Below are 18863 nucleotides of genomic sequence, written 5' to 3' on the forward strand. Positions count from 1 at the left end.
TTCCGCCATGACAGGAATACAATCACGGACCGCTAGTGCGCTCGCACTCGCAGTGTTTGTGAGCGTGCTAGTGGTCGTCGGTGTCGCGCTACACGGGGGAATAGCAGTCGCAGCGGACGAGTCGGCTGCTGCCGACTGGAACGAGAACGGAACCGGGCATACAGTTGAGGACAGCTACGCGATAGGAGAGACTGGATTGTCGGAGGCTTCCATATCGACACCCGATTCAAATATTGGTGCACCAACGTTCACGGTACAGGAAGGAGATACAACGTATGGCAAGGCGGACATCGGGTGGAGTGACAATTACACCTCTTCCGGAGATGATAGTCTCCACGTCCATGACGAGAATTCACCCCTGGCAGCGGGTATCGATCATGATTACGACACCAACGACTACGCTCAGGTCGTTGTCCCGGCTGAGTTCACATTGACCTCGGAGAGCACGTTGGGGTACGACGCGTATCGAACGAGTGGGAGTGACATTCCAGCCCGGGACGAGACGTTCCTCTATCTCGATACGGATAACGACGATGCTATCGACGCCGTCCTCTGGAATCACTACGGTACCGATAGCGACCCAACCGGCGAGTGGCTTCGCGCACAGTGGGAACTGAACGACTCGGAGCAGACGCCGCATAATCGCCAACAGTGGACCGCGCTTGATGAAGGCGGACTGAATGCGAAAGACGGCATCGAGAACTTTTACGGGAGCCAGGTGGAGTACGTTGCGCTCGGTGCGGGGAGTCCGAGTAGCGACGGCGTGAGCGTCGATGTCTATTTTGACAATCTCACCGTGAACGGGGAGTCTATTCTGGACGAAAGTGACTCCATTGAGGCCAGAGAAATTCCGGGTGATGGCGGACCTGTCGTTGACGGGTCAATTCAAACCGCCATCGATGCGGCCGATAACGGCGATACGGTCATAGTCCAGAATGGAACGTATAATGAGCAGTTGTCGATTTCGACCGACAACCTAACGCTACGGGCTCCAGACGGGGCGACGCTTGCTCCCGATGCACCAACTGGTTCGGAGTTCTCCGATGTAATCCGAGCTGGCTTGGAGAGTGGTGGAGTTGACAATCTCACCATCGAAGGGTTCACCCTGAAAGGTAGTGGTGCCCACATAAACGGGATCAATATCCAGGGGGACCATTCAGTTCTCGAAGGGAACACTATCAAGAACGTCAAGCAGTCTGGTACAACCGGATTTGGAATGACTATTAGCGGGAGCACCGCTACCATTGAAGCCAACAATATCTCTGACGCTGACGTTGGCATCAGTCCCCCAGGTAATGCAGTCATCAAGAACAATTCACTGTCCGCCATTGCAGACGGAGCTATCGGTTCAGTCGGAGATGCCAGTGTTGTCAGCGGCAATCAGATATCTGATTCAGGCACCGCGATCGGTGGTGACACGGACAACACCGTTGTACGTGATAACGACGTATCTAGCGTAGATCGCGGGATTAGCGTCTGGGGGAACAACATCACCGTCAAGGGTAACACCATATCCGACTTTGGGGACCTCGGGATCAAGATTGATTACCTACAGAATCACGTGGTTCGAGGTAACGAGATAAGTTCGGAACAGGGCGAGAGTGGGATCGAAATCACTCCTAGACCGGGCGGCAGTGGAGATATTGTACTCGTTGAGAATAACACGTTTACCGGTTCGACGTATTCGCCAATCAGTAAATGGGAAGATCGCAGTGAGGAGGATTATGAGAGTGGAGTAAATTTAACTCAAATTCAAGGTAGTAACACGTTCGAACCCGGAGTTGCGGAGGACGAGAACGAATTGACCTTCGCGCCGGTCGAGATTGTTGGAGGGGACTCCTATCTGACGATACAGGACGCTCTCGACGAGGCTGGTGACGGTGACACCGTGCACGTCGGGAACGGAACGTACACGCTCGACTCACGTCTCGACAACTTCAACGAGGGTGTACGTCTCGTCGGTGAGTCCGAGGCTGGCGTCGTTATAGACGGGAGTAATCTCTCAGGTCACGGAGAGTACGGAGATGGTGCCTGGGCCGTCTACGTTGACCAGGGCGCTGACAACGTCACGCTGGAACAGTTCACGGTCACGAATGCGCCCCACGACGCTGTGAAGGCGAACTTCGTTGAGAACCTCGAAATCAGTGACGTCACCGTGCTTGGAGCCGAGCACTCGGAGATGGACCTCAACAACGTCCGGGACGCGGATGTGTCGGACATTACGCTAGCCGGTAACGGAACAGAAGGTGTTGGCCTCGCGCTCACGGGCGTGGAGAACGTAACTGTCGACGGAATCGACACCAGCGGGAACACGTGGGGCGGCGTCGGTATCTTCCCATCCGACGAGGGAAGTGAAGACTGGGAGAACATCACGACCCCGGATGATATCACGATTCTCGACCACGAGAGCACTGACGAACCGATTCCTGTGTACACGCAGTCCGACGATCCCAGTGGTATCGGCGACCTCAAGCTTGAAGACGCTACACATCTCGTCGAGAACCCGGACCACAAGTCAGGCGGGAGCTACTTCGCGTTCTACCTGCATTCAGAGGACGACGCAGTTGCGTACGCGACGAACGACACTGCACACGACGACACCAGTACGGCGAGCATTCAAACGATAACTCGAGACGAGAACGACTTCGTGAGTGCCGGTGACACGTTCGTCGTCGGCGATGGTATGTCCGTTCAGGCCGCTATTGACAATGCCGACGCCCGGGACGAAATTCACTTGAATTCCGGCTCGTACGGGGGGTTCGTCGTTAACGAGAGCGTTTCGATTGACGCCGAGGGCTCAGTGAGCGTTACTGGAGCTGTGAATCTAACCGCGGAGGATGCGTCCATCCACGGTGTAGCGTTTGACGATACGTATTCGGATACACCGTTGACGTTGTTCGCAAACGGAACCACCGCATCCAACGTTACAATAGATGTGGGCACTGAGCACGGAGCGTCTATCACCATCCAGGGTGACGACGCGACCTTGCGTGACAGTAATATGACGCGGGCTGGTGACGAAGGATTTGCTTTCGTTGACGTCTACAAAGGCCCCGACATCGTCAACGCGCCGCGCGCACCGGACAACGTAACGATTCGAAATAACACCATCACAGGTGGTGACGTCGGACTACAACTCGAAGAAGGTGGCACAGTTACGGTGGAGAACAATACCATCGAACCGGCCGCGAGCGACGACGACGCCATCTACGTCACTGGACCGGGATTCACCGATCTGAGTTCAAACACGACGCTGAACATCCAAAACAACGGCCAAGTCGTAGAGGTCGACAACGCGACGAACGGAAAAGTCCACTACATGACGTCGGTGTCGGCCGCCTTCGAGAGCGACCAGAGTCCGATTGGTGAAGGGAGCACCGTGGCAATCCCGAACGGCATCTACGAGGAGTCGGTCGCAATTGATACTAACAATATTACCATTTCCGGCAGTGCTGACGACCGCCCGGTCCTAGACGGCGTTGACAAGACCGGCGACGGCATTCGTATTCTCGGAGCAGATAACGTTACACTCGAGAATCTTGTCGTCACTCGGTACAAGAACGGCGTCAATCTCGGGTATACTGCTGGAGCAGTCGATAACCTCACTGTCAGGAACGTAGCCACGGTTAACAACAGCCAGTACGGGATTTTCGGTCTCTCCGGCCCAACTCACGAGGATCTGGTGTTCGATGATGTGAACGCATCCGCGAACAACGACGTGGCCCATAGCCGGGGAATATTCCTCATGTCGGGCACCGATGGTGTCGAAGTTTCTGACAGCACCTTCTCCGATAATGGACTCGTCGGCCTCGACTTCAGCTTCGTCGAGAACTCCAATTCCGCGAACGCGAACGTCACGATTGAGAACGTCGAAACCGGCGGCAACGGTGACGTCGGTGTCGCGATTCATAACACCAGCAATGCCACCCTGACCGACAGTACGCTGGGTGACGGACTCGATCTGAACGGCATCCAGAACCTCGAAGTCACGGACAACACGTTCGAGGGAGACGATGCCTTTGCCGTTCGGTACCGGTGGGTGTACGGCTCACCGACGCCCTCGGAGAACTCGATTACGAACAACGACTTCGAGAACATCTCCGGGGATGGCATCTACGTCGGGGAACACTCGACCGGTACTCCGGATAGTGGCTTCCTGACGCTCCACAACAACGACTTCAGTGGCGTGTCCGGGTACGCGGTTAATAACACTATTACCGAGACTGGCTTCGTCGTCAACGCGACGAGAAACTACTGGGCTGCGGATTCTGGTCCAAGTGGGGTTGCGCCCGGAAGCGGTGTAACGGTCAGTGATGGCGTGGAGTACCGGCCGTGGCTTGAATCGGTTGACGGACCGGTCAACCACGACAGCGTAACGTTCTATGTGAACCCGGATGGCGACGACTCGAACAACGGCAGTGCGTCGGCGCCGTTCGAGACCATCGAGGCCGGGCTCGACGCGTCGATGCCCGGTGATACGGTGGTCCTACAGGACGGCACGTACGACCGGAGCAGCACGCTCATGGTTTCCGAGAACGGCACGAACATCGTCGGCGAGAGCCGCGATGGCGTGGTGCTCAACCTGAGTGACGTCTCCGGATACGGCATCAGAACGCCCGTCGACGGCGAGGTCACTGGACTCCAGGTCAGGGACCTCACTGTCGTCGGACCACAGCAGAGCGTTAGCAACAACTATGCGTTGAAGATTAATCCGACGACCGACGGCGTGAGTATCCAGAACGTTACCGTCGATGACTCCCACAAGACGGGCCTTGACTTCAACGGCGTCACGAACGTCACGATCCAGGATGTGACGGTCTCTGACACCGCCTCCGGGAACGGCATTGCGCTCGCCGACACCCGGAACGTTCTGGTTGATGACGTGAGGCTGGAGAACAACTCCTGGGGTGGGATCGCACTGTACACGAACGATGACGCGCCCACGCAGGGAACGCACGACGTTACTGTCGTCAACTCGCAGTTCCTGAACAACTCCGGACCTGGCGTGTACGCACAGAACACGAACCAGATTCAGGATCCGTTCGCCAACGTCAACGTCTTCAATAACGAGTTCGCCGATCAGCCGATTCACGTCACTGAACTCGACACGAACAACAACGTCAAGACCAGCGTCGACTGGTTTGACTTCGACACGGTTGTCGGGGCGAATGACTTCGATAGAGCAACCTTGGTTCGCACCTCTGCTGGTGAATCTGCGGTTCCCGCGGTGTTCAGCAGTATTCAGGCTGGTGAAACCGCCGCAAGCCCGGGTGAACTCGTCATCGTGGAATCCGGAACGTACGACGAGTTCGTTGACATCGGAACGAACAACGTCACGCTCCTCGGAATGGATGGCGCCACGATCGCGCCGTCCGACGAGACGATTGCGAACCAGGGCAATCGCCCGTGGCTCATCGACATGCGTGGCCACTCGAATGTCACCATCAACGGGCTCGCGTTTGAAGGGAACAGTACCGATTCCCTCGTCGCGGTTGCTGTGAATGGCGAGGACGCAAACGTGTGGGACACCAGTATCGAGAACGTCAGGACTGGTATCCAGACGCATTCGAAGTGGGATCTGGAGAATGACACGTTCGGTAAGAGCTCGTCTGATGGGGTCGGCATCCAGCGCAACAACATCCAACACGTTGAGTTCGGAGTCAGTATCCAGTCGAACGACGCTGAAGTCGTGAACAACACGATCACGGATGCTCACTCTGGCATCGCCATCCTCAACGGTCGTGATAACATTCAGCTCGTTGAGAACCAGTTCACTGAACTAACCGAAACCGCAATTGGCATCAGCGACAATTTCGAGAAGAACGGCTCGGTCGTAAGGTCAGGATCGGTTGAGGCGCACGAAAACGACCTCACTGGCGGTACGTACGGCGTGAACAATACAGCCGGCGTGGATGTCAACGCGGCTTACAACTACTGGGGTGCCGAAGACGGGCCGAGCGGAGAAGCGGACGGTAACGGTGTTGCGGTCAGCGACAACGTCACGTTCGCCCCGTACTACACAGACGCGGCCATGACGACGGTCGCGACACCAGACTCGACGATGTCAATCTCGCTTGCTGTTTCCGACACAACGCCGTTGACCGGCGAGATCGTCGATATTAATGTCACTGTGGAGAACACTGGTGAGTTCGAGGCCAACCGAACCATCTCCCTCGTAGTGGACGGCTCCAACACGAGCTCCACGGAGCACGTCAAGCTCGCAGCCGGTGAAAGCACGACAGAAACTTTCCGCCATCGGTTCACCGCGACCGGCCTCCACTCCGTCAGCGTGCACGACGGGAACGCCACGATAGCGCCGACAACTGTGACCGTAGAGGCAGCATCAAACGACAACGCCGCCGTCGACATTACATCGCCGACCATGAACGAAGCGTTCGCCGACGGCGACGTGACCGTGGAGTACGATCTCACAGATGTCGCCACCGGCATCCAGCACGCGACGTACGCGGTCGACGGCGAGTCACCAGAGCCCGTTCCGTTGAACCAGACGACCGTCAATGCGACTGACCTCTCGGCCGGCAGTCACACCGTTGACGTAGCGCTCGTGAACAACCGAGGGGACGTCGTGACGTCCGACTCCGTTACCTTCGAGGTGGACGAGACACCACCGGTCGTGACGGTCACCCCGACTCGGTCCGATGCCATCGGCGTGAACGACCCGATCACCATAGACCTGACCGCCGAAGACACGAACTATCAGAGCGCGACGTTCAGCGTCGAAGACAGCAGTGGCACAGAAATCTACAGCGAGGGCGTCTCGGATCAGCTCGTTGACAGCGAGGCAACCGTCACCTGGAACGGCACCGACAACACCGGTGCCGCGGTGGCCTCGGGCGAGTACGACCTGGTGTTGAACGCGAGCGACTCTGTCGGACTGTCCAATGAGACGACTGCCACGGTATCGGTAGACAACACCCCACCGGTGGTCGCCAGCCCCGTGGTGAACGATACTGCTCTGGGAAGCGGTGACGCTGTGGAGGTCAACGTGACCGCCAACGACGACGAAACGAAGACCGAGAGCGTCACGGTAACGCTCGTCGCGGACGACGTGAACTTCAGGACAACCACCGACGCGGTGAACGACTCTGGCACGTGGACAGCGACATTCGACGCAAGTGAACTGACCATCGACGGCAACTACACGGTCAACGCCACCGCGACGGACGCCGCGAACAATGATGCCACGGCTACGAACGAGAGTGCGCTCGACGTCGATACTACCCCACCGTACGTGAGCGCCGTTCTCGATACGAAGAACGACACCGCCGGTTACGTGAATGTCACCGTCGGCGAGGACGCGACGGGTCTCCCCAACGTCACCTTGACCAACTCGACGGACGCACCCGTGGACGTCTCCACGCTTACGGACCCCAACAACGACGGAACGTTCTCAGGGACGTTCGAGTTCGAGGGGAGCGGCGAGTACGATCTGGAGGCGAACGCAACTGACGACGTCGGTAATCTCGGCGCGTCGACGGCGTCCGGGACTTTCTCGGACCTAGAGCCAGCCAATAACCACACAATCACTGGTGAAGACGGGACTGAGATTGTCCTGAACATGGAGGGCACTGAAGGCGGAGTCGCAGCGCTCACCAGTTCGGATGCCCCACTCGCCGAACTCGGCCCGGGCAACGTGGGTTCGACGTTCCTGAACGGCGAACTCGGCGAGAATCTCAATGCGAGTCTCAAAAACGCGACCATCCGTATCCCGGTTAACGGCAACATGCCGGCCGGCCTGACCGATCCTGAAGAGGTCAACATTAGCCGGTACAACGAGTCCACGGGTGAGTGGAACCAGCTCAGAACTGAGGTTGAGGACGAAGGAGAGGATGCGTACTTCGTCGCAACCGTCGAGCACTTCTCGACGTACGGTCCGGTGAACCAGGACAGCACCGCACCGACAATCGACGACGTGTCACCCGCATCCGGTGAGCAGTACGACTACAGTAGGGACGACGTGACGGTGACTGTCGACTACAGCGACAACAACGCTATCGACGCAAGCAACGTCACCGTCACATTCAACGGCAATCCTGTCACCAGTGATGCTGCCACGAGCATTTCGACGTCCGAAGCGACGTACACCGCGACCGGCCTCGTCGGCTCGGGCCAGAACTGGGTGAACGTCACGGTTGTCGACACGGCCACCAACACTCAGACTGAGAACGTCTCGTTCACGGTCGAGCAGGATGATAATGTGCCCACGGTGACGCCGAGGCAGATGACCTTCGACTACGGGACTGACCCGGTTCCCCTGGAGTTCACCTACGCTGACGACCAGAGCGGAATCGACGTGTCGAGCGTCGAGTTGTCGGTAAACGGCCAGGACGAGACCAGCGACGCCGTGGTGACGTCGGCTGGCGTCCAGTACAACGCCAGTGGGCTCGCGCCCGGCACGCATACAGTTACGCTGAACGTCAGCGACAACGCTGGCAACGCAGACAACTTCACCGAGACGTTCACCATCGCGGCTGACGACAACGAGCCCTTGGTGACCAATGTGACGCTCTCGCCAACGCTATCCGACGGGAAGCTTCCGATTGGCACCGAGCAGGCCACAGTGACCATCACGTACGACGACGCTGGAAGCGGCATTGACCGAGGAAATGTCACCGTTGAGATTAACAACCGGGACGTTACTGGCGCAGCAACCGTAACGGACTCCGATCTCACTTATACAGCTCTGGGCTTAACAAACGGATCGTCACACACCTTAGAAGCAATAATCCCCGACGAGGAAGGAAACGAACACCGTGAAAACGTAACTATCGAGGTTGCCTCTCCGCCGACTGATGAAGATGATGGCGACGAGTCGGATGATGAATCGGATGAAGACTCCACTGAGCAAGATCCCAGTGATGACACTGAGACTGCGCTCAATGCGACGCCAGATGTGCTCAAAGAAGTCCCCCTAGAAGACGCCAATCCTGCGTCGCCTGGGACTGCCATCGAATTCACCGAGACACGGTTCGTTCAGGACATCAGGTTCAATTCGGATTCACTCGACGGCTCGGTGAGTGTCGAGGAGTATGATGATCCGCCAGCAGCGTTCGAACAGGAACTCGAAACGGAATTATCTGACCAATCTGCTGATGATAATTTCTCTGTTGTATCCGCTATAGAGATTTCCCCCTCGTCTGATGCAGCTGCGTCAACGACCGCGACGATTAGTTTCTCTGTCAACGAGAGTGAAATCGACGATCCGGATGCTGTATTTGTCACTCACCAACTGGAAAATGGATCGTGGGATCGACTCAATACAACCATCGTGAGTACGGAAGGGGATACTGTAACCGTTGAGTCACAAGTCGATTCATTCTCGTTATTCGCAATCGTCGAGAATGAAAGTGAATCGACGAGCGAGCCACCGAATGGAGACGGCACTGACGGTACCGATGGCACTGACGGTACCGATGGCGGCACGGACGATACAGGGGACGGCACTGACAGTGCTGGTGACGGCTTTGCCGAGTCCACAGATGATGGAAATGATGGGATCGGTCTTGCACCAGTACTTATCGCCCTCGTGGTCTTTGCACTGGCAGCAGTTGTCGCATTGTGGTACCGCCGCTGAGACGTCTGGTCTATTGGCAGTTTCAAGACTAAAACCCCGATTTCAGGGCGGGGCGGATGTCAACAGGATACTTGTGAGTTTCCCCAGAGTTCACAGGCGGTCCGAGGCGGATGCCACGGGGCTTGCCCCCGAGGCAGTTGACTCAATCAGTACGGGAGGCCCGACGTATACGGCCGAGCTGGAGCGGGAGTCAGAGCGCGAGACGTCCAAGACGTGTTCGTGCTGTGGGCAGAAATGCCGCGCGAATCGCGTCGATCGTGGACTGTACGTGTGTGAGGAGTGCGGAATGACGGCGAACGCGGACGTGAATGGTGCAGAGAATCTTCGGCAGAAAGTAACTCCGAGTCTCGCCTGTGATGGGGGAGATAGGAGTAACGGCTGGTTGGCACAGCCATCGACGTACTTGTTTGACAAAGAGACTGGTGCGTTCGCACCTCGAGAACAGGTCACGTCGGAAACCACAATATTCCAGCGGCAGCCGGGAATCCTCGCGCTTCAGCGCGGGGAGGATGTCAAGTCGAGTGGGATGTCACGGTTTTAGAATTGATAATAATCCGTCTTCTTGGTCTATTGTCGCTATGAGTCCCCTGTTTTCACTTTCCTCTTTGCAACATATTACTATTACATTGACGTGGATGAATATGCTCATCTCCAGATCTCCATAGACATCATCGAACTCATTTCCAGTGATGGAGAAGTCTTCAATTGCCCGTCGATGGAGCTTCATTACTCTTGGATACACCGCCTGTTCACACTGTTCTTCATGGAGTAGAAATGGAGTTATGCCATATTCGTCGTAGTAGCAGAGAAGTCGCAAGTTATTTTCCACGCGATTTAAGAGGATTTCCGCAAAGGCTTCGTAATCTGGCGGCAGTTTATCGCATGGAAATTTCAATATTTCATCAAGTTCTTCGCTGGTTTGAAACATTGTCCTACTCATGCAGGATGCAAGGAGCGAATGGCGAATCAAATCCAAGTTCAATTCCAGCGCAGCCTGGAACGAGATAACTCAGATTGCTGACGATATCAGGTAACTATTCCAAACTGTCACGCCAATACCGGTAGTTGCGATTCCTATTGGGATCCCCACTCTGTAAGGCCGAGGAGCAACCCGCCAAATACCATAAAACACGGATAGAAATCCGATCTTGACCGTGAATAGTGCCAAAATTCCTTGCTTTGACAGGAGCAACGCAAGCACTGGATTAGCCTCCGTAACACCAGCAATAAACATGTGTCCTATGATGGTTGTTACGATGTCGCCAATTCCCCAAAATACCACTGTACAAGCCCAATAAACATCACTCCAGTCTGCGATTTCTTCCTCAATGGTTCTGCTGGATATCTCCCACGACTGAATCGACATTACATCTCCTCAACAATAATCTTCCCTGAGCCTTTGATGGTAACCCAGTGCCCTTCGAAAGGGAATTCGAACGACGCCGAGTTGGGAATTGAGTTGCCCTGAAACAGGTTTCGAGCAGCGTTTGAATCGATCGTTTCTTCCAATGGCCCAATTTCGTCCATGGGCTCACCTCGCGCTTGGGCAATTGCTTCAGCAATATCAACACAGATGTCCTGTTCTGATTCTAACGACACCGATTTGATCTTGGGTTCACTGGGCATGAAGGAATATTCTGCAAAAAACCACTTAATCCCAGAACTCGATTCCAGTGATTACTGGACTGTACACGGATTTATAATGTGTATTCTTGCGTCCAGTAGATCACCAGTCCCCGACAAAAGCGATGGTCCCTGGGGAGGGGGGGGGAGTATGACCAATCACTGGAATCCAAATTCACTGTTCGAAATCCTCGCTGACGAGAGAGCCCGACAAATCCTTGTCGCAACGAATATCAAACCACGATCAGCTCAAGATTTAGTCGATATTTGTGATGCCTCAGATTCAGCCATATATCGGCGTGTCGATGTAATGACTGACTATGGCTTGCTAAAGAAAGAACAGAAAATAGATCTTAACGGACACCACTATTGCGTTTACACTGCCCACCCGGATAAAATAGAAGTTGAAATCGGCGAAGGAAGCATCTTGGTTGATTTCACCAATAAAGAATTGAATATGAATGGCGATAAACTTGCGAAATCCCCTGACTTGGAAATATGAACTACCCCACCCTGTCCGGGTGGATGGGCGGTATTCAGCGTCCCGGTGGGACCCCCCGGCTCGAGAAACTCCTGTGGACAGTACAGAAGTCTCAGGGAACTGAGTAGCCGATTCTGGCCACGATTCACGCTCGGAACTACGCCGTCTCCAAATACTGGCGGATCGCCTCGACGAACTCCACGTATCGATGCAGTGAGTTCTGGAGGGCGTCGTAGACAATCTTGATACAGCGAGGGAATCCCGGCGTTCACGCCGGGTGGGAATCGCGTACGCTACGTGCTACAATCCATCGACTAGACGATTAATGACTCCCCAGTGCCGTTCCACTAAATGAATGACTTTTATATTTAATCAAAGTCATATGGTATTTGTGGAGCTTCGACGTACCGCCGTCGTAAAACTCGCCGTGGACGATGATGCTCACCACCTTCTCCAAGAGACGATAAAGCAGTTCAAACAGTCCGCTCAGATGGTCGCGGACGAGGGCTGGAACGGCATGGACGAGGGTTACATCGTCACGTCGAAAACCGAGCTGCACGACCGGACATGCGACGACGTACGTGAAGCCACAAACGAACTCAACGCCGACCTCGTATGCGCTGCTCGGAATCGAGCCGCCGACGCACTCGACTCCTGTGCCGAGAAACGCAAAGACGACGAGAATCCCTCGAACCCACAGTTCACGTCGGATTCGGTTGTCTACAACCTGAACGCGATCACTTACAATAATGATCACGCCACGGTTGCGACGGTGGACGGACGAATCGAGGCCGAATACGTCCTGCCTGACGAAGACGTACCACCAACGACGTACTTCTCCGAGGGCTGGGAGAAACGTGAAGCCACGTTGCATCACCGTGACGGCGACTACTACCTCCACATTGCTGTCGTCAAAGAGATAGAGTCGGAAGCTGCCGAGAACGGAACGGTTCTCGGCATCGATTTGAACGTGGATGGGCACCTTGCCGTCACCTCAACCGGTGCATTCATCGGGAACGCGGATTATCTCAACCACAAACGCCGAGAATACGAGAAGCGGCGTGGACAGATGCAACAGGCCGGAACTCGGTCGGCGCACCTGACGATGAAATCACTCGGGGGGCGATTCGCTAACTGGAGCGAAGACTACCTGCACCGAGTCTCAATCGTGTTGAAGTGTTCATGATCGCGTTCCTCACGGATCAACTCCAAGTGTCCAATGGCGACGTTCAACGGATTCTTCAGGTCGTGCGAGACCATAGAAGCGAATCGATCGAGCCGATTGTTCTGGCGCAGTAACGTTTCGTTCGACTGTTCCAGCTTTGTGCGCACTTCTTTCACCTCCCGTTCTTTGTGTTTGCGTTCGGTGATTTCACGTGACACCGTCACTACGCCATCGAGATCGTACTCGGCTGAGATCTGGGTTATATTGGTCTCGATCCAGATCCAATGTCCCTCGCCATGTCGAAATCGGAGCTCAACTGGCTTCGTCGGCTCACCGTCGAGTGCTTGCTCAAAGCGCTCAATCCCACGTTCTTTGTCTTCCGGATGGAGATACTCCTCAAGGGACCTTTCGAGGAATTCTTGCTGGCTTCGGCCAGACATTGCTTCGGTGCTTGTGATGTAGGTCATCTCACCGTCCGGATTGAGATGCGTGAAAATGTCCGTCGTACTATCGACGAATGCACAACACCGCTCTTCCACGTCGGCGATCGAACGCTGATCGTCAAAGTAGTCACCGGCGTCGCACGGCTCTCCCATATCGGTGTAATTGAAAGCATGAAATATAAAATAAGAGGTCGGTTGAATTTCCAATATTGGTCATCTGAGTTGTGCCCTCTCACTCCCCTTTTGAGACATTCATCTGGCGGACGTGGTTGGTAATACCATCCGGGCTGCACAGTCGGTGAGGTCCCTGATATAAGGGGGCGGCCCGAATCTCATAGCGTTATCCTGTTGTGAGCCCTTCTCGAATCGCGTGTAATGGCTCCCGCAAGCGGTCCGGATAGCGAGGCCACGGAGCCCGTCCGACCTCGCTGGGATATGCAACGGCTGGTATCATTGCTGGTCGTCATAGTCGTCGCTCTTTCCGCGATTCCTCTCGCCTCCGCCCACGGCACTGCAAGCACCTCCGTACTCGAACGATGGCACGGACTTGGGGCGATCGTCGTCGGGCTATTCAGCATCGCGGCAACAGTCGTTGCCAAGCGAACCGATCGCCTGGCTCCGAGACGGGCGATCTACAGCGTCCTGTTCGGTCTGACTGTGATGACGATCGGCGCGTTGATCTTCGATGGCCTCGCGCCCGAGGCCAGTTACAGCGCGAGCACGATGCCCTTCCCACGCTCGTGGTACTTCGACATGACCTTGCTCGCCGGAATGGCGATCGTTATCCTCAGTTTCGTCGTCGGTTGGCTTCGCTGGCCTGGCCGACCACGCTACACGTTCCTCGGCATCCTCATCGGATTGTGGGTCGCTTACCCCAGTCTTCTCCCGGGAACGATGAGCACGACGCATCCGCTGGGGTACGCGATCGTTCTGAGCACGCCGGTGCTCGTGGGATACATTGTCTGGAGGGACGCGAGCGACGCGATTCGCGTCGCGCTCCGGGACCCCGTCGCTCGCCGGTTCGGGATCGGGACCGGGGTGCTGCTCGCGGTGTACTTCACCGCACTCAGCGGATACATGACCGTCTTCCCCGCCGAGGCAGCGCCCCACGAGCGGATCGTCGAGGTCGTGGACGTGCAGTACCAGCTCGTCGTCTGGCCGACCCTGGAGATCTTCCTGCCGCACGTGCCCTTCTTTATCGCCGTGTCGATCGGTTCCGTCGTCCTCGTCGGGCTGCTGAGCGTGCTCGTCGGCCTGAACTCCGCGCTGATCGCCTACCGGTGGCGTCGGGCTGGCATCGCGCCGGCCGCGACGGTTGAGGGGACCGGCGGCACTGCGGCGATTGTCGGCTCCTGTGCGTGTGGCTGCTGTGGTCCGATCCTCGCCCAGCTCGCGCTCATCGTCGCCGGCTCCTCCGTCGCCGCACCGATCTATTGGCTCTTCGTCGATTCGGCGTCACCGTTTGCGATGCTGTTCCTCGTCGCCAGCATCGGGCTGTTCACAGGTGGCCTAGTGTACGCGACTGATGGCGGAGCACCAGCGGAGGATCCGCCATCCGGAAAGCTCGTGAATTCCTCGGCGTAGGAAGTGCGCTCCACCGACCGGGGCAGCCGAGTAGCGGATCACATTCGATCCGTGGTTTCGTTCTTCGACGCTGGTTCGGTGCTGATCCAACAGTGGGTCGGCAAGTCCAGTACTGTCTACTCGCCACACTCAGGCGAGCGCGCGATCACGCTCTGCCGGACTCCGACGCCCGGGTCGGCGCGCGGATCAACGGGCTACTCGCTGCCGATCCGGTCGAATCCAGCGATCGGTGAGGGCGACTCCGGAGAGACAGTCTGACTCAGTCTGCTGCTTCGTCTCGACTCGCGGCGCTGAGATTGAGTTGAGAATGACACGAAACGTGCACGGGAAGATTCGACGAAGCCTGTGACAGATATCTATCAACGTTATAATTGTGTGGGAGATACTGGGCGTGTGTGAGCGTTGATACGGAACGACTCCTCACAACGTGGCGACGGGTCTTCACGAAGTCGTGGCCGGTCATGGTTGAGGAGTTCTCAACGACGCTCATGCGGACGACCGATATCCTCATCTCGGCACTTTTTTCTCCGGCAGCGCTCGCCGCACTCGGAATCGCTGACCTCTACGCCAAACTCTCGACGAGCGTCGGCAACGGGCTCGGAACTGGGATGATTGCCCTCTCCAGCCAGGACACGGGGCGTGGCGCTCTGGCCGACCGAGACCAAGCGATCACACAGACGCTGTTACTCGGGTTCGCACTCGGCATCCCGTTCGTACTGGTTGGTCTTTGGACCCACGATTGGCTCTTCGCCATGCTAGGCTCCCCCCAGAACGTCGTCGAACTGGGTGGCACGTATCTCGCCATCATCTTCGGGATTAGTCCCGCCCGACATATTGCGCAGATCGAAGAACGCGCACTCCAAGGCACGGGAAACACTCGTTCCCCGATGGCGGTAGCGATCGTTGCGAACCTGTTGAACATCGGTGTGAGTCTAGCACTCGGCCTCGGACTCGGACCGTTCCCCGACCTTGCGATCGTTGGCGTCGGCCTCGGGACTGCACTCGGAACAGTATTCACGGCAAGCGCGCTCTTCGTCATCATCTGGCGGTACGAACCTGATCTCGCGTTCGTCCGCCCGCAGGGGTATGTGATCTGTCGGCAGGTTGTAGTCATCTCCGCACCGAAAATCGGCGAGTCGCTGCTCTCCACCGTCGCCGAACTCCCGTTCAACGCGCTGTTGCTCAGTTTCGGGACCAACGTGAACGCCGCCTACCAGCTCGGCCGCCTGATTGGTGATACCTTCAGCGACCCGATCTCTATTGGGTTCAACGTGACCGCGAGCATGGTCGTCGGTCAAGAACTCGGCTCGGGCCGTCCCAAGGCGGCGCGCTACTTCGGCTGGGCGACCGCCGCGATGGGTGCGGTAACGCTCGGTCTGTTCGGTGCGGTCGTCGTGCTCGGCGCCCCGTGGATCGTCGGCCTCTTCAACGTTGATCCGACGACGGCGAGGTACGCCGTTGGCTACACGCGTGCATTCGGAGTCGCTGCGCCCTTCCTCGCGCTCTACGTCGTCTTTGCGGGCGCCCTCCAAGGCGGTGGTGACACGCGCGTCCCCTTCATCGCTCGCGTGAGCGCTCTCTTTGTGTTCATGCTCGGCGCGTCCTACGTTCTAAGCGTTCCACTCGGGCTAGGCGTCCCCGGCACCTACGTCGGCATCGTCTGTTATTACGCTTGGTCGTTCCTCGTCAACGTTGCCGGCTTCCACTGGGGTGATTGGCAGGCACGCGCGACGGAGATGATGAATGAACGCGAGCGCTCTCAGCAAGAGCCGACCGGTTGAGAACACGGGAGGTGGATCAGTGATTCCGACGAATCATTCCAGTACGCTGGGTGGCGGGCTGAACGATCCACTCTCGGCTTCGAATGATATACGCGGCCGTGACGGGGTTCTTGTGGTCAGCTACCACGGCTGCAGCCGTTGGCGTGTCAGCATGACGGCATCGAGTGGGAGTAGCGCTGGTTCGTCAGCCTCGGCCTGCCGGAGCCGGCCCAGATTAACGGCGTGATGGGTCACCAGCCCGAACAGAAGCCCGGCTAACTCTGAAATACTGGAGAGAAACGCGAACAATGCGGTGTTGTACTCACTTCTCACTCCATCCCTTCTTCCGGAGGGCAAATATCTTATCAGAAAAAATACTTGTCTACGAAAAGTTGGCATGAAGGCTGGTCTCTGAGCAGACTCACCTAACCGCTAGTTCGCACTTTTCGACCTGAATAAACCCTGTCCACGATACCGACTGACATAAGTAATCATAAATAATTGGAGGGTGGACTGCAGCCAGAGCTGGGCGAATCGCCGGGCGCGGCTCCTCGATCGAGTCGAAATATCGGTTGCCGAATCGTCGTTTGAACTGTCGCCAGCACTCCTCAATCGGGTTCATGTCGGGCGATCCCGGTGGCAGAAGCGTGAGTTCGATCGCAGTCTCTTCGACGAATTCAGCGACTCGATTCGATGCGAAATACGTCGCGTTATCGAGAATAATGTGCAAGTGATCGCCAAACTCGGTCTGAAGCGCTCGAAGAAATCGCACCGTTATCTCGTTCGTAAACGAGTCAGCAACCTCGGTCACGAACGGCTCTCCGTCTTTGGTTAGTGCACCGAGCAACTTCACGTCCTCGTACGTTTTCCAGTACGGCAGCGAAACTCGCTTGCCGTTCGGAAACCAGGCGCGATACAGGTCACAGCCGACCGCTTTCCGCGTCTGATCGATCGCTATCGTGGTATACGTATCAGAGAGCGTCTGAGTCAGTTTTTGAGGTCTTTACAGAATTCCGAGCGTTCTTCATCGTCAGCGGTCGGTGGCTGCAGCCGTGGCGTCTGCCAGGACAGGCCGGCTCGTTTCAATAATCGCCGCACGTGACGGCGAGAGAACTCGTGATCGAACTCGCTTCGGAGATACTGTTGGGCGAGCGCTGTCGACCACCAGGAGCGTCAATACCGACTGTTCCCGGCAAATTCTCCACCGCAGATCGAAATTGCTCGAACTCGTCTTCTGCGATCTCGAACAGCTCCGAGATGTCGAGCCCGCCATCATTAAGTATCTCGAGTTCACCGAACAGTTCGAGGAAATTCAGCCTATCACATCCCAGGTTCGAACCGTAAATGGGTGGCTCTCGTGGCTGCCTTGTATCTCGTCGCCAGTGTCGCTCTCCGCTACCGAGAGTTCTCCTATATGCGTCGCGTGGATTCTCGATTTCGGGCATCGTGAGCGGCCGTTGGTGGGTGCAGTGTCGGTCGCGGCCGAGTCAGGTGTGGTTCTCGTATCCATGAGCGCCAAGTGCACGCCTCATTCGAGGCAACTTTGCGCCACATATCCAGGCGGCTATCAATTGGGAGCTGTTCCGGTTTGGACGGACTCTCACGGGCAGGATTGACAAGCCGTCGGCCCCCCGCCTCCATATGATGGACGAGTTCGCCGATTCAACTGGATCGCGGCAAGCAGTGATACTCGCCACTGGGGTCAGCATGATTGCTTTCGGAGTGTGGGTGCTCGTGACCTAAACGCGGGTTCAATGGAATTCTCGGGCGAGCCGAAGGATCTTCGCCGCGTTCATCGACCAGTGGGAATAAAGGATGCTCAACTTGAAAGAGGAGGTATGGTGCCTAAGGATGAGCTTGCTCGCCTACTCACCTCTTACGAGCAACTAGACCGGATGATGCGGATGTACGAGCGACCGGTCCCCGAAAATCAGCCATCCACGAACGAGATCGATGATGCTGCTCTCGCTGCCGAAGTCGAAGCCCTGGAGCAGGAGTTGCGGGACGAACTGTAAGCGAAGCCCTTCCTGGTGGTCTATTGGAGGTCGTTGATTTGCTGGGGGCTCGTGGGGTGTCCCATTACCGCAGTGTACTCTACCGACTGAGGAGAGGATGGTCGTTTGAGGGGCCAAATGGGTTGTTGAGATTCGTTTGAATCGACGTTGTCCCGAGGGCAATTCACCGGGTTTTTATAACGATATAGGTGGTAGTA

General features: G+C 56.5%; 12 protein-coding genes and 2 pseudogenes. 7 read left to right on the forward strand and 7 right to left on the reverse strand.

Features of this window, described 5'->3' with window-relative positions; all coding sequences use genetic code 11:
* Positions 1-7: 7 nt before the first annotated feature.
* Together ACZ5KP_RS13450 and ACZ5KP_RS13455 are read left to right on the forward strand one after the other, a co-directional pair.
* A complete protein-coding gene (locus tag ACZ5KP_RS13450; RefSeq protein WP_460918342.1) occupies positions 8-9595 on the forward strand; it encodes a right-handed parallel beta-helix repeat-containing protein in 9588 nt (3195 codons plus the stop codon).
* A 178-nt stretch (positions 9596-9773) separates the two neighbouring features.
* Positions 9774-10049: pseudogene (locus ACZ5KP_RS13455) on the forward strand (zinc ribbon domain-containing protein); the annotation flags it as partial.
* Positions 10050-10124: 75 nt separating this feature from the next.
* On the opposite strand, the gene ACZ5KP_RS13460 reads toward ACZ5KP_RS13455, so the two are convergent.
* The 3 genes from ACZ5KP_RS13460 to ACZ5KP_RS13470 all read right to left on the reverse strand — a co-directional run bounded on the left by ACZ5KP_RS13460 (position 10125) and on the right by ACZ5KP_RS13470 (position 11221).
* Positions 10125-10535: a hypothetical protein gene (locus ACZ5KP_RS13460; protein WP_460918343.1), complete on the reverse strand. Its 411-nt coding sequence runs from the start codon at positions 10533-10535 to the stop codon at positions 10125-10127.
* A gap of 69 nt (positions 10536-10604) precedes the next feature.
* Positions 10605-10961, reverse strand: a complete 357-nt coding sequence (locus ACZ5KP_RS13465) for a DUF5658 family protein (protein ID WP_460918344.1) — start codon at positions 10959-10961, stop codon at positions 10605-10607.
* Positions 10961-11221, reverse strand: a complete 261-nt coding sequence (locus tag ACZ5KP_RS13470; protein ID WP_460918346.1) for a HalOD1 output domain-containing protein — start codon at positions 11219-11221, stop codon at positions 10961-10963. The genes ACZ5KP_RS13465 and ACZ5KP_RS13470 overlap by 1 nt, the downstream gene beginning before the upstream one ends.
* Here ACZ5KP_RS13470 and ACZ5KP_RS13475 point away from each other — a divergent pair.
* Both ACZ5KP_RS13475 and ACZ5KP_RS13480 read left to right on the forward strand, forming a co-directional pair.
* Positions 11220-11720 carry a hypothetical protein gene (locus ACZ5KP_RS13475; RefSeq protein WP_460918348.1) on the forward strand — a complete coding sequence of 167 codons (501 nt, stop codon included), beginning with the start codon at positions 11220-11222 and terminating at the stop codon, positions 11718-11720. The genes ACZ5KP_RS13470 and ACZ5KP_RS13475 overlap by 2 nt on opposite strands.
* Positions 11721-12090: 370 nt before the next feature.
* Entirely contained in the window at positions 12091-12885 is a 795-nt protein-coding gene (locus ACZ5KP_RS13480) for a nuclease/transposase family protein (protein ID WP_460918350.1), read from the forward strand.
* Here ACZ5KP_RS13480 and ACZ5KP_RS13485 read toward each other — a convergent pair.
* Positions 12846-13460: a PAS domain S-box protein gene (locus tag ACZ5KP_RS13485; protein WP_460918351.1), complete on the reverse strand. Its 615-nt coding sequence runs from the start codon at positions 13458-13460 to the stop codon at positions 12846-12848. The two genes, ACZ5KP_RS13480 and ACZ5KP_RS13485, sit on opposite strands and share 40 nt — an antisense overlap.
* A gap of 282 nt (positions 13461-13742) precedes the next feature.
* Here ACZ5KP_RS13485 and ACZ5KP_RS13490 point away from each other — a divergent pair, with 282 nt between their 5' ends.
* Both ACZ5KP_RS13490 and ACZ5KP_RS13495 read left to right on the forward strand, forming a co-directional pair.
* Positions 13743-14891, forward strand: a complete 1149-nt coding sequence (locus tag ACZ5KP_RS13490) for a hypothetical protein (protein WP_460918352.1) — start codon at positions 13743-13745, stop codon at positions 14889-14891.
* Positions 14892-15286: 395 nt separating this feature from the next.
* Positions 15287-16672 carry an MATE family efflux transporter gene (locus ACZ5KP_RS13495; protein WP_460918354.1) on the forward strand — a complete coding sequence of 462 codons (1386 nt, stop codon included), beginning with the start codon at positions 15287-15289 and terminating at the stop codon, positions 16670-16672.
* 400 nt (positions 16673-17072) lie between these two features.
* Here the strand turns inward: ACZ5KP_RS13495 and ACZ5KP_RS13500 are convergent, their stop codons facing one another.
* From ACZ5KP_RS13500 to ACZ5KP_RS13510, 3 genes and pseudogenes are all read right to left on the reverse strand, one after another.
* The gene (locus tag ACZ5KP_RS13500; RefSeq protein WP_460921056.1) at positions 17073-17642 is read right to left on the reverse strand and encodes an IS630 family transposase; all 570 of its coding nucleotides are present in this window, start codon (positions 17640-17642) and stop codon (positions 17073-17075) included.
* Positions 17639-17755 (reverse strand): annotated as a pseudogene (locus ACZ5KP_RS13505) (winged helix-turn-helix domain-containing protein); the annotation flags it as partial. The gene ACZ5KP_RS13500 and the pseudogene ACZ5KP_RS13505, both read right to left, overlap by 4 nt.
* Positions 17734-18096, reverse strand: a complete 363-nt coding sequence (locus ACZ5KP_RS13510; protein ID WP_460918355.1) for a hypothetical protein — start codon at positions 18094-18096, stop codon at positions 17734-17736. The pseudogene ACZ5KP_RS13505 and the gene ACZ5KP_RS13510, both read right to left, overlap by 22 nt.
* 309 nt (positions 18097-18405) lie before the next feature.
* Between ACZ5KP_RS13510 and ACZ5KP_RS13515 the strand changes: the two genes are divergently transcribed.
* On the forward strand, positions 18406-18666 hold the full coding sequence (locus ACZ5KP_RS13515; protein WP_460918356.1) for a hypothetical protein: 261 nt from the start codon (positions 18406-18408) through the stop codon (positions 18664-18666).
* Positions 18667-18863: the final 197 nt, after the last annotated feature.

It is taken from the genome of Salinarchaeum chitinilyticum, from assembly GCF_055390775.1.

Bases quoted from the DNA above. Each gene is read 5' to 3' on its own strand.
- ACZ5KP_RS13450 (WP_460918342.1), top strand. From the start codon at position 8: ATGACAGGAATACAATCACGGACCGCTAGTGCGCTCGCACTCGCAGTG.
- ACZ5KP_RS13460 (WP_460918343.1), bottom strand. From the start codon at position 10,535: ATGAGTAGGACAATGTTTCAAACCAGCGAAGAACTTGATGAAATATTG.
- ACZ5KP_RS13465 (WP_460918344.1), bottom strand. From the start codon at position 10,961: ATGTCGATTCAGTCGTGGGAGATATCCAGCAGAACCATTGAGGAAGAA.
- ACZ5KP_RS13475 (WP_460918348.1), top strand. From the start codon at position 11,220: ATGAAGGAATATTCTGCAAAAAACCACTTAATCCCAGAACTCGATTCC.
- ACZ5KP_RS13470 (WP_460918346.1), bottom strand. From the start codon at position 11,221: ATGCCCAGTGAACCCAAGATCAAATCGGTGTCGTTAGAATCAGAACAG.
- ACZ5KP_RS13485 (WP_460918351.1), bottom strand. From the start codon at position 13,460: ATGGGAGAGCCGTGCGACGCCGGTGACTACTTTGACGATCAGCGTTCG.
- ACZ5KP_RS13490 (WP_460918352.1), top strand. From the start codon at position 13,743: ATGCAACGGCTGGTATCATTGCTGGTCGTCATAGTCGTCGCTCTTTCC.
- ACZ5KP_RS13510 (WP_460918355.1), bottom strand. From the start codon at position 18,096: ATGCCCGAAATCGAGAATCCACGCGACGCATATAGGAGAACTCTCGGT.
- ACZ5KP_RS13515 (WP_460918356.1), top strand. From the start codon at position 18,406: ATGGAATTCTCGGGCGAGCCGAAGGATCTTCGCCGCGTTCATCGACCA.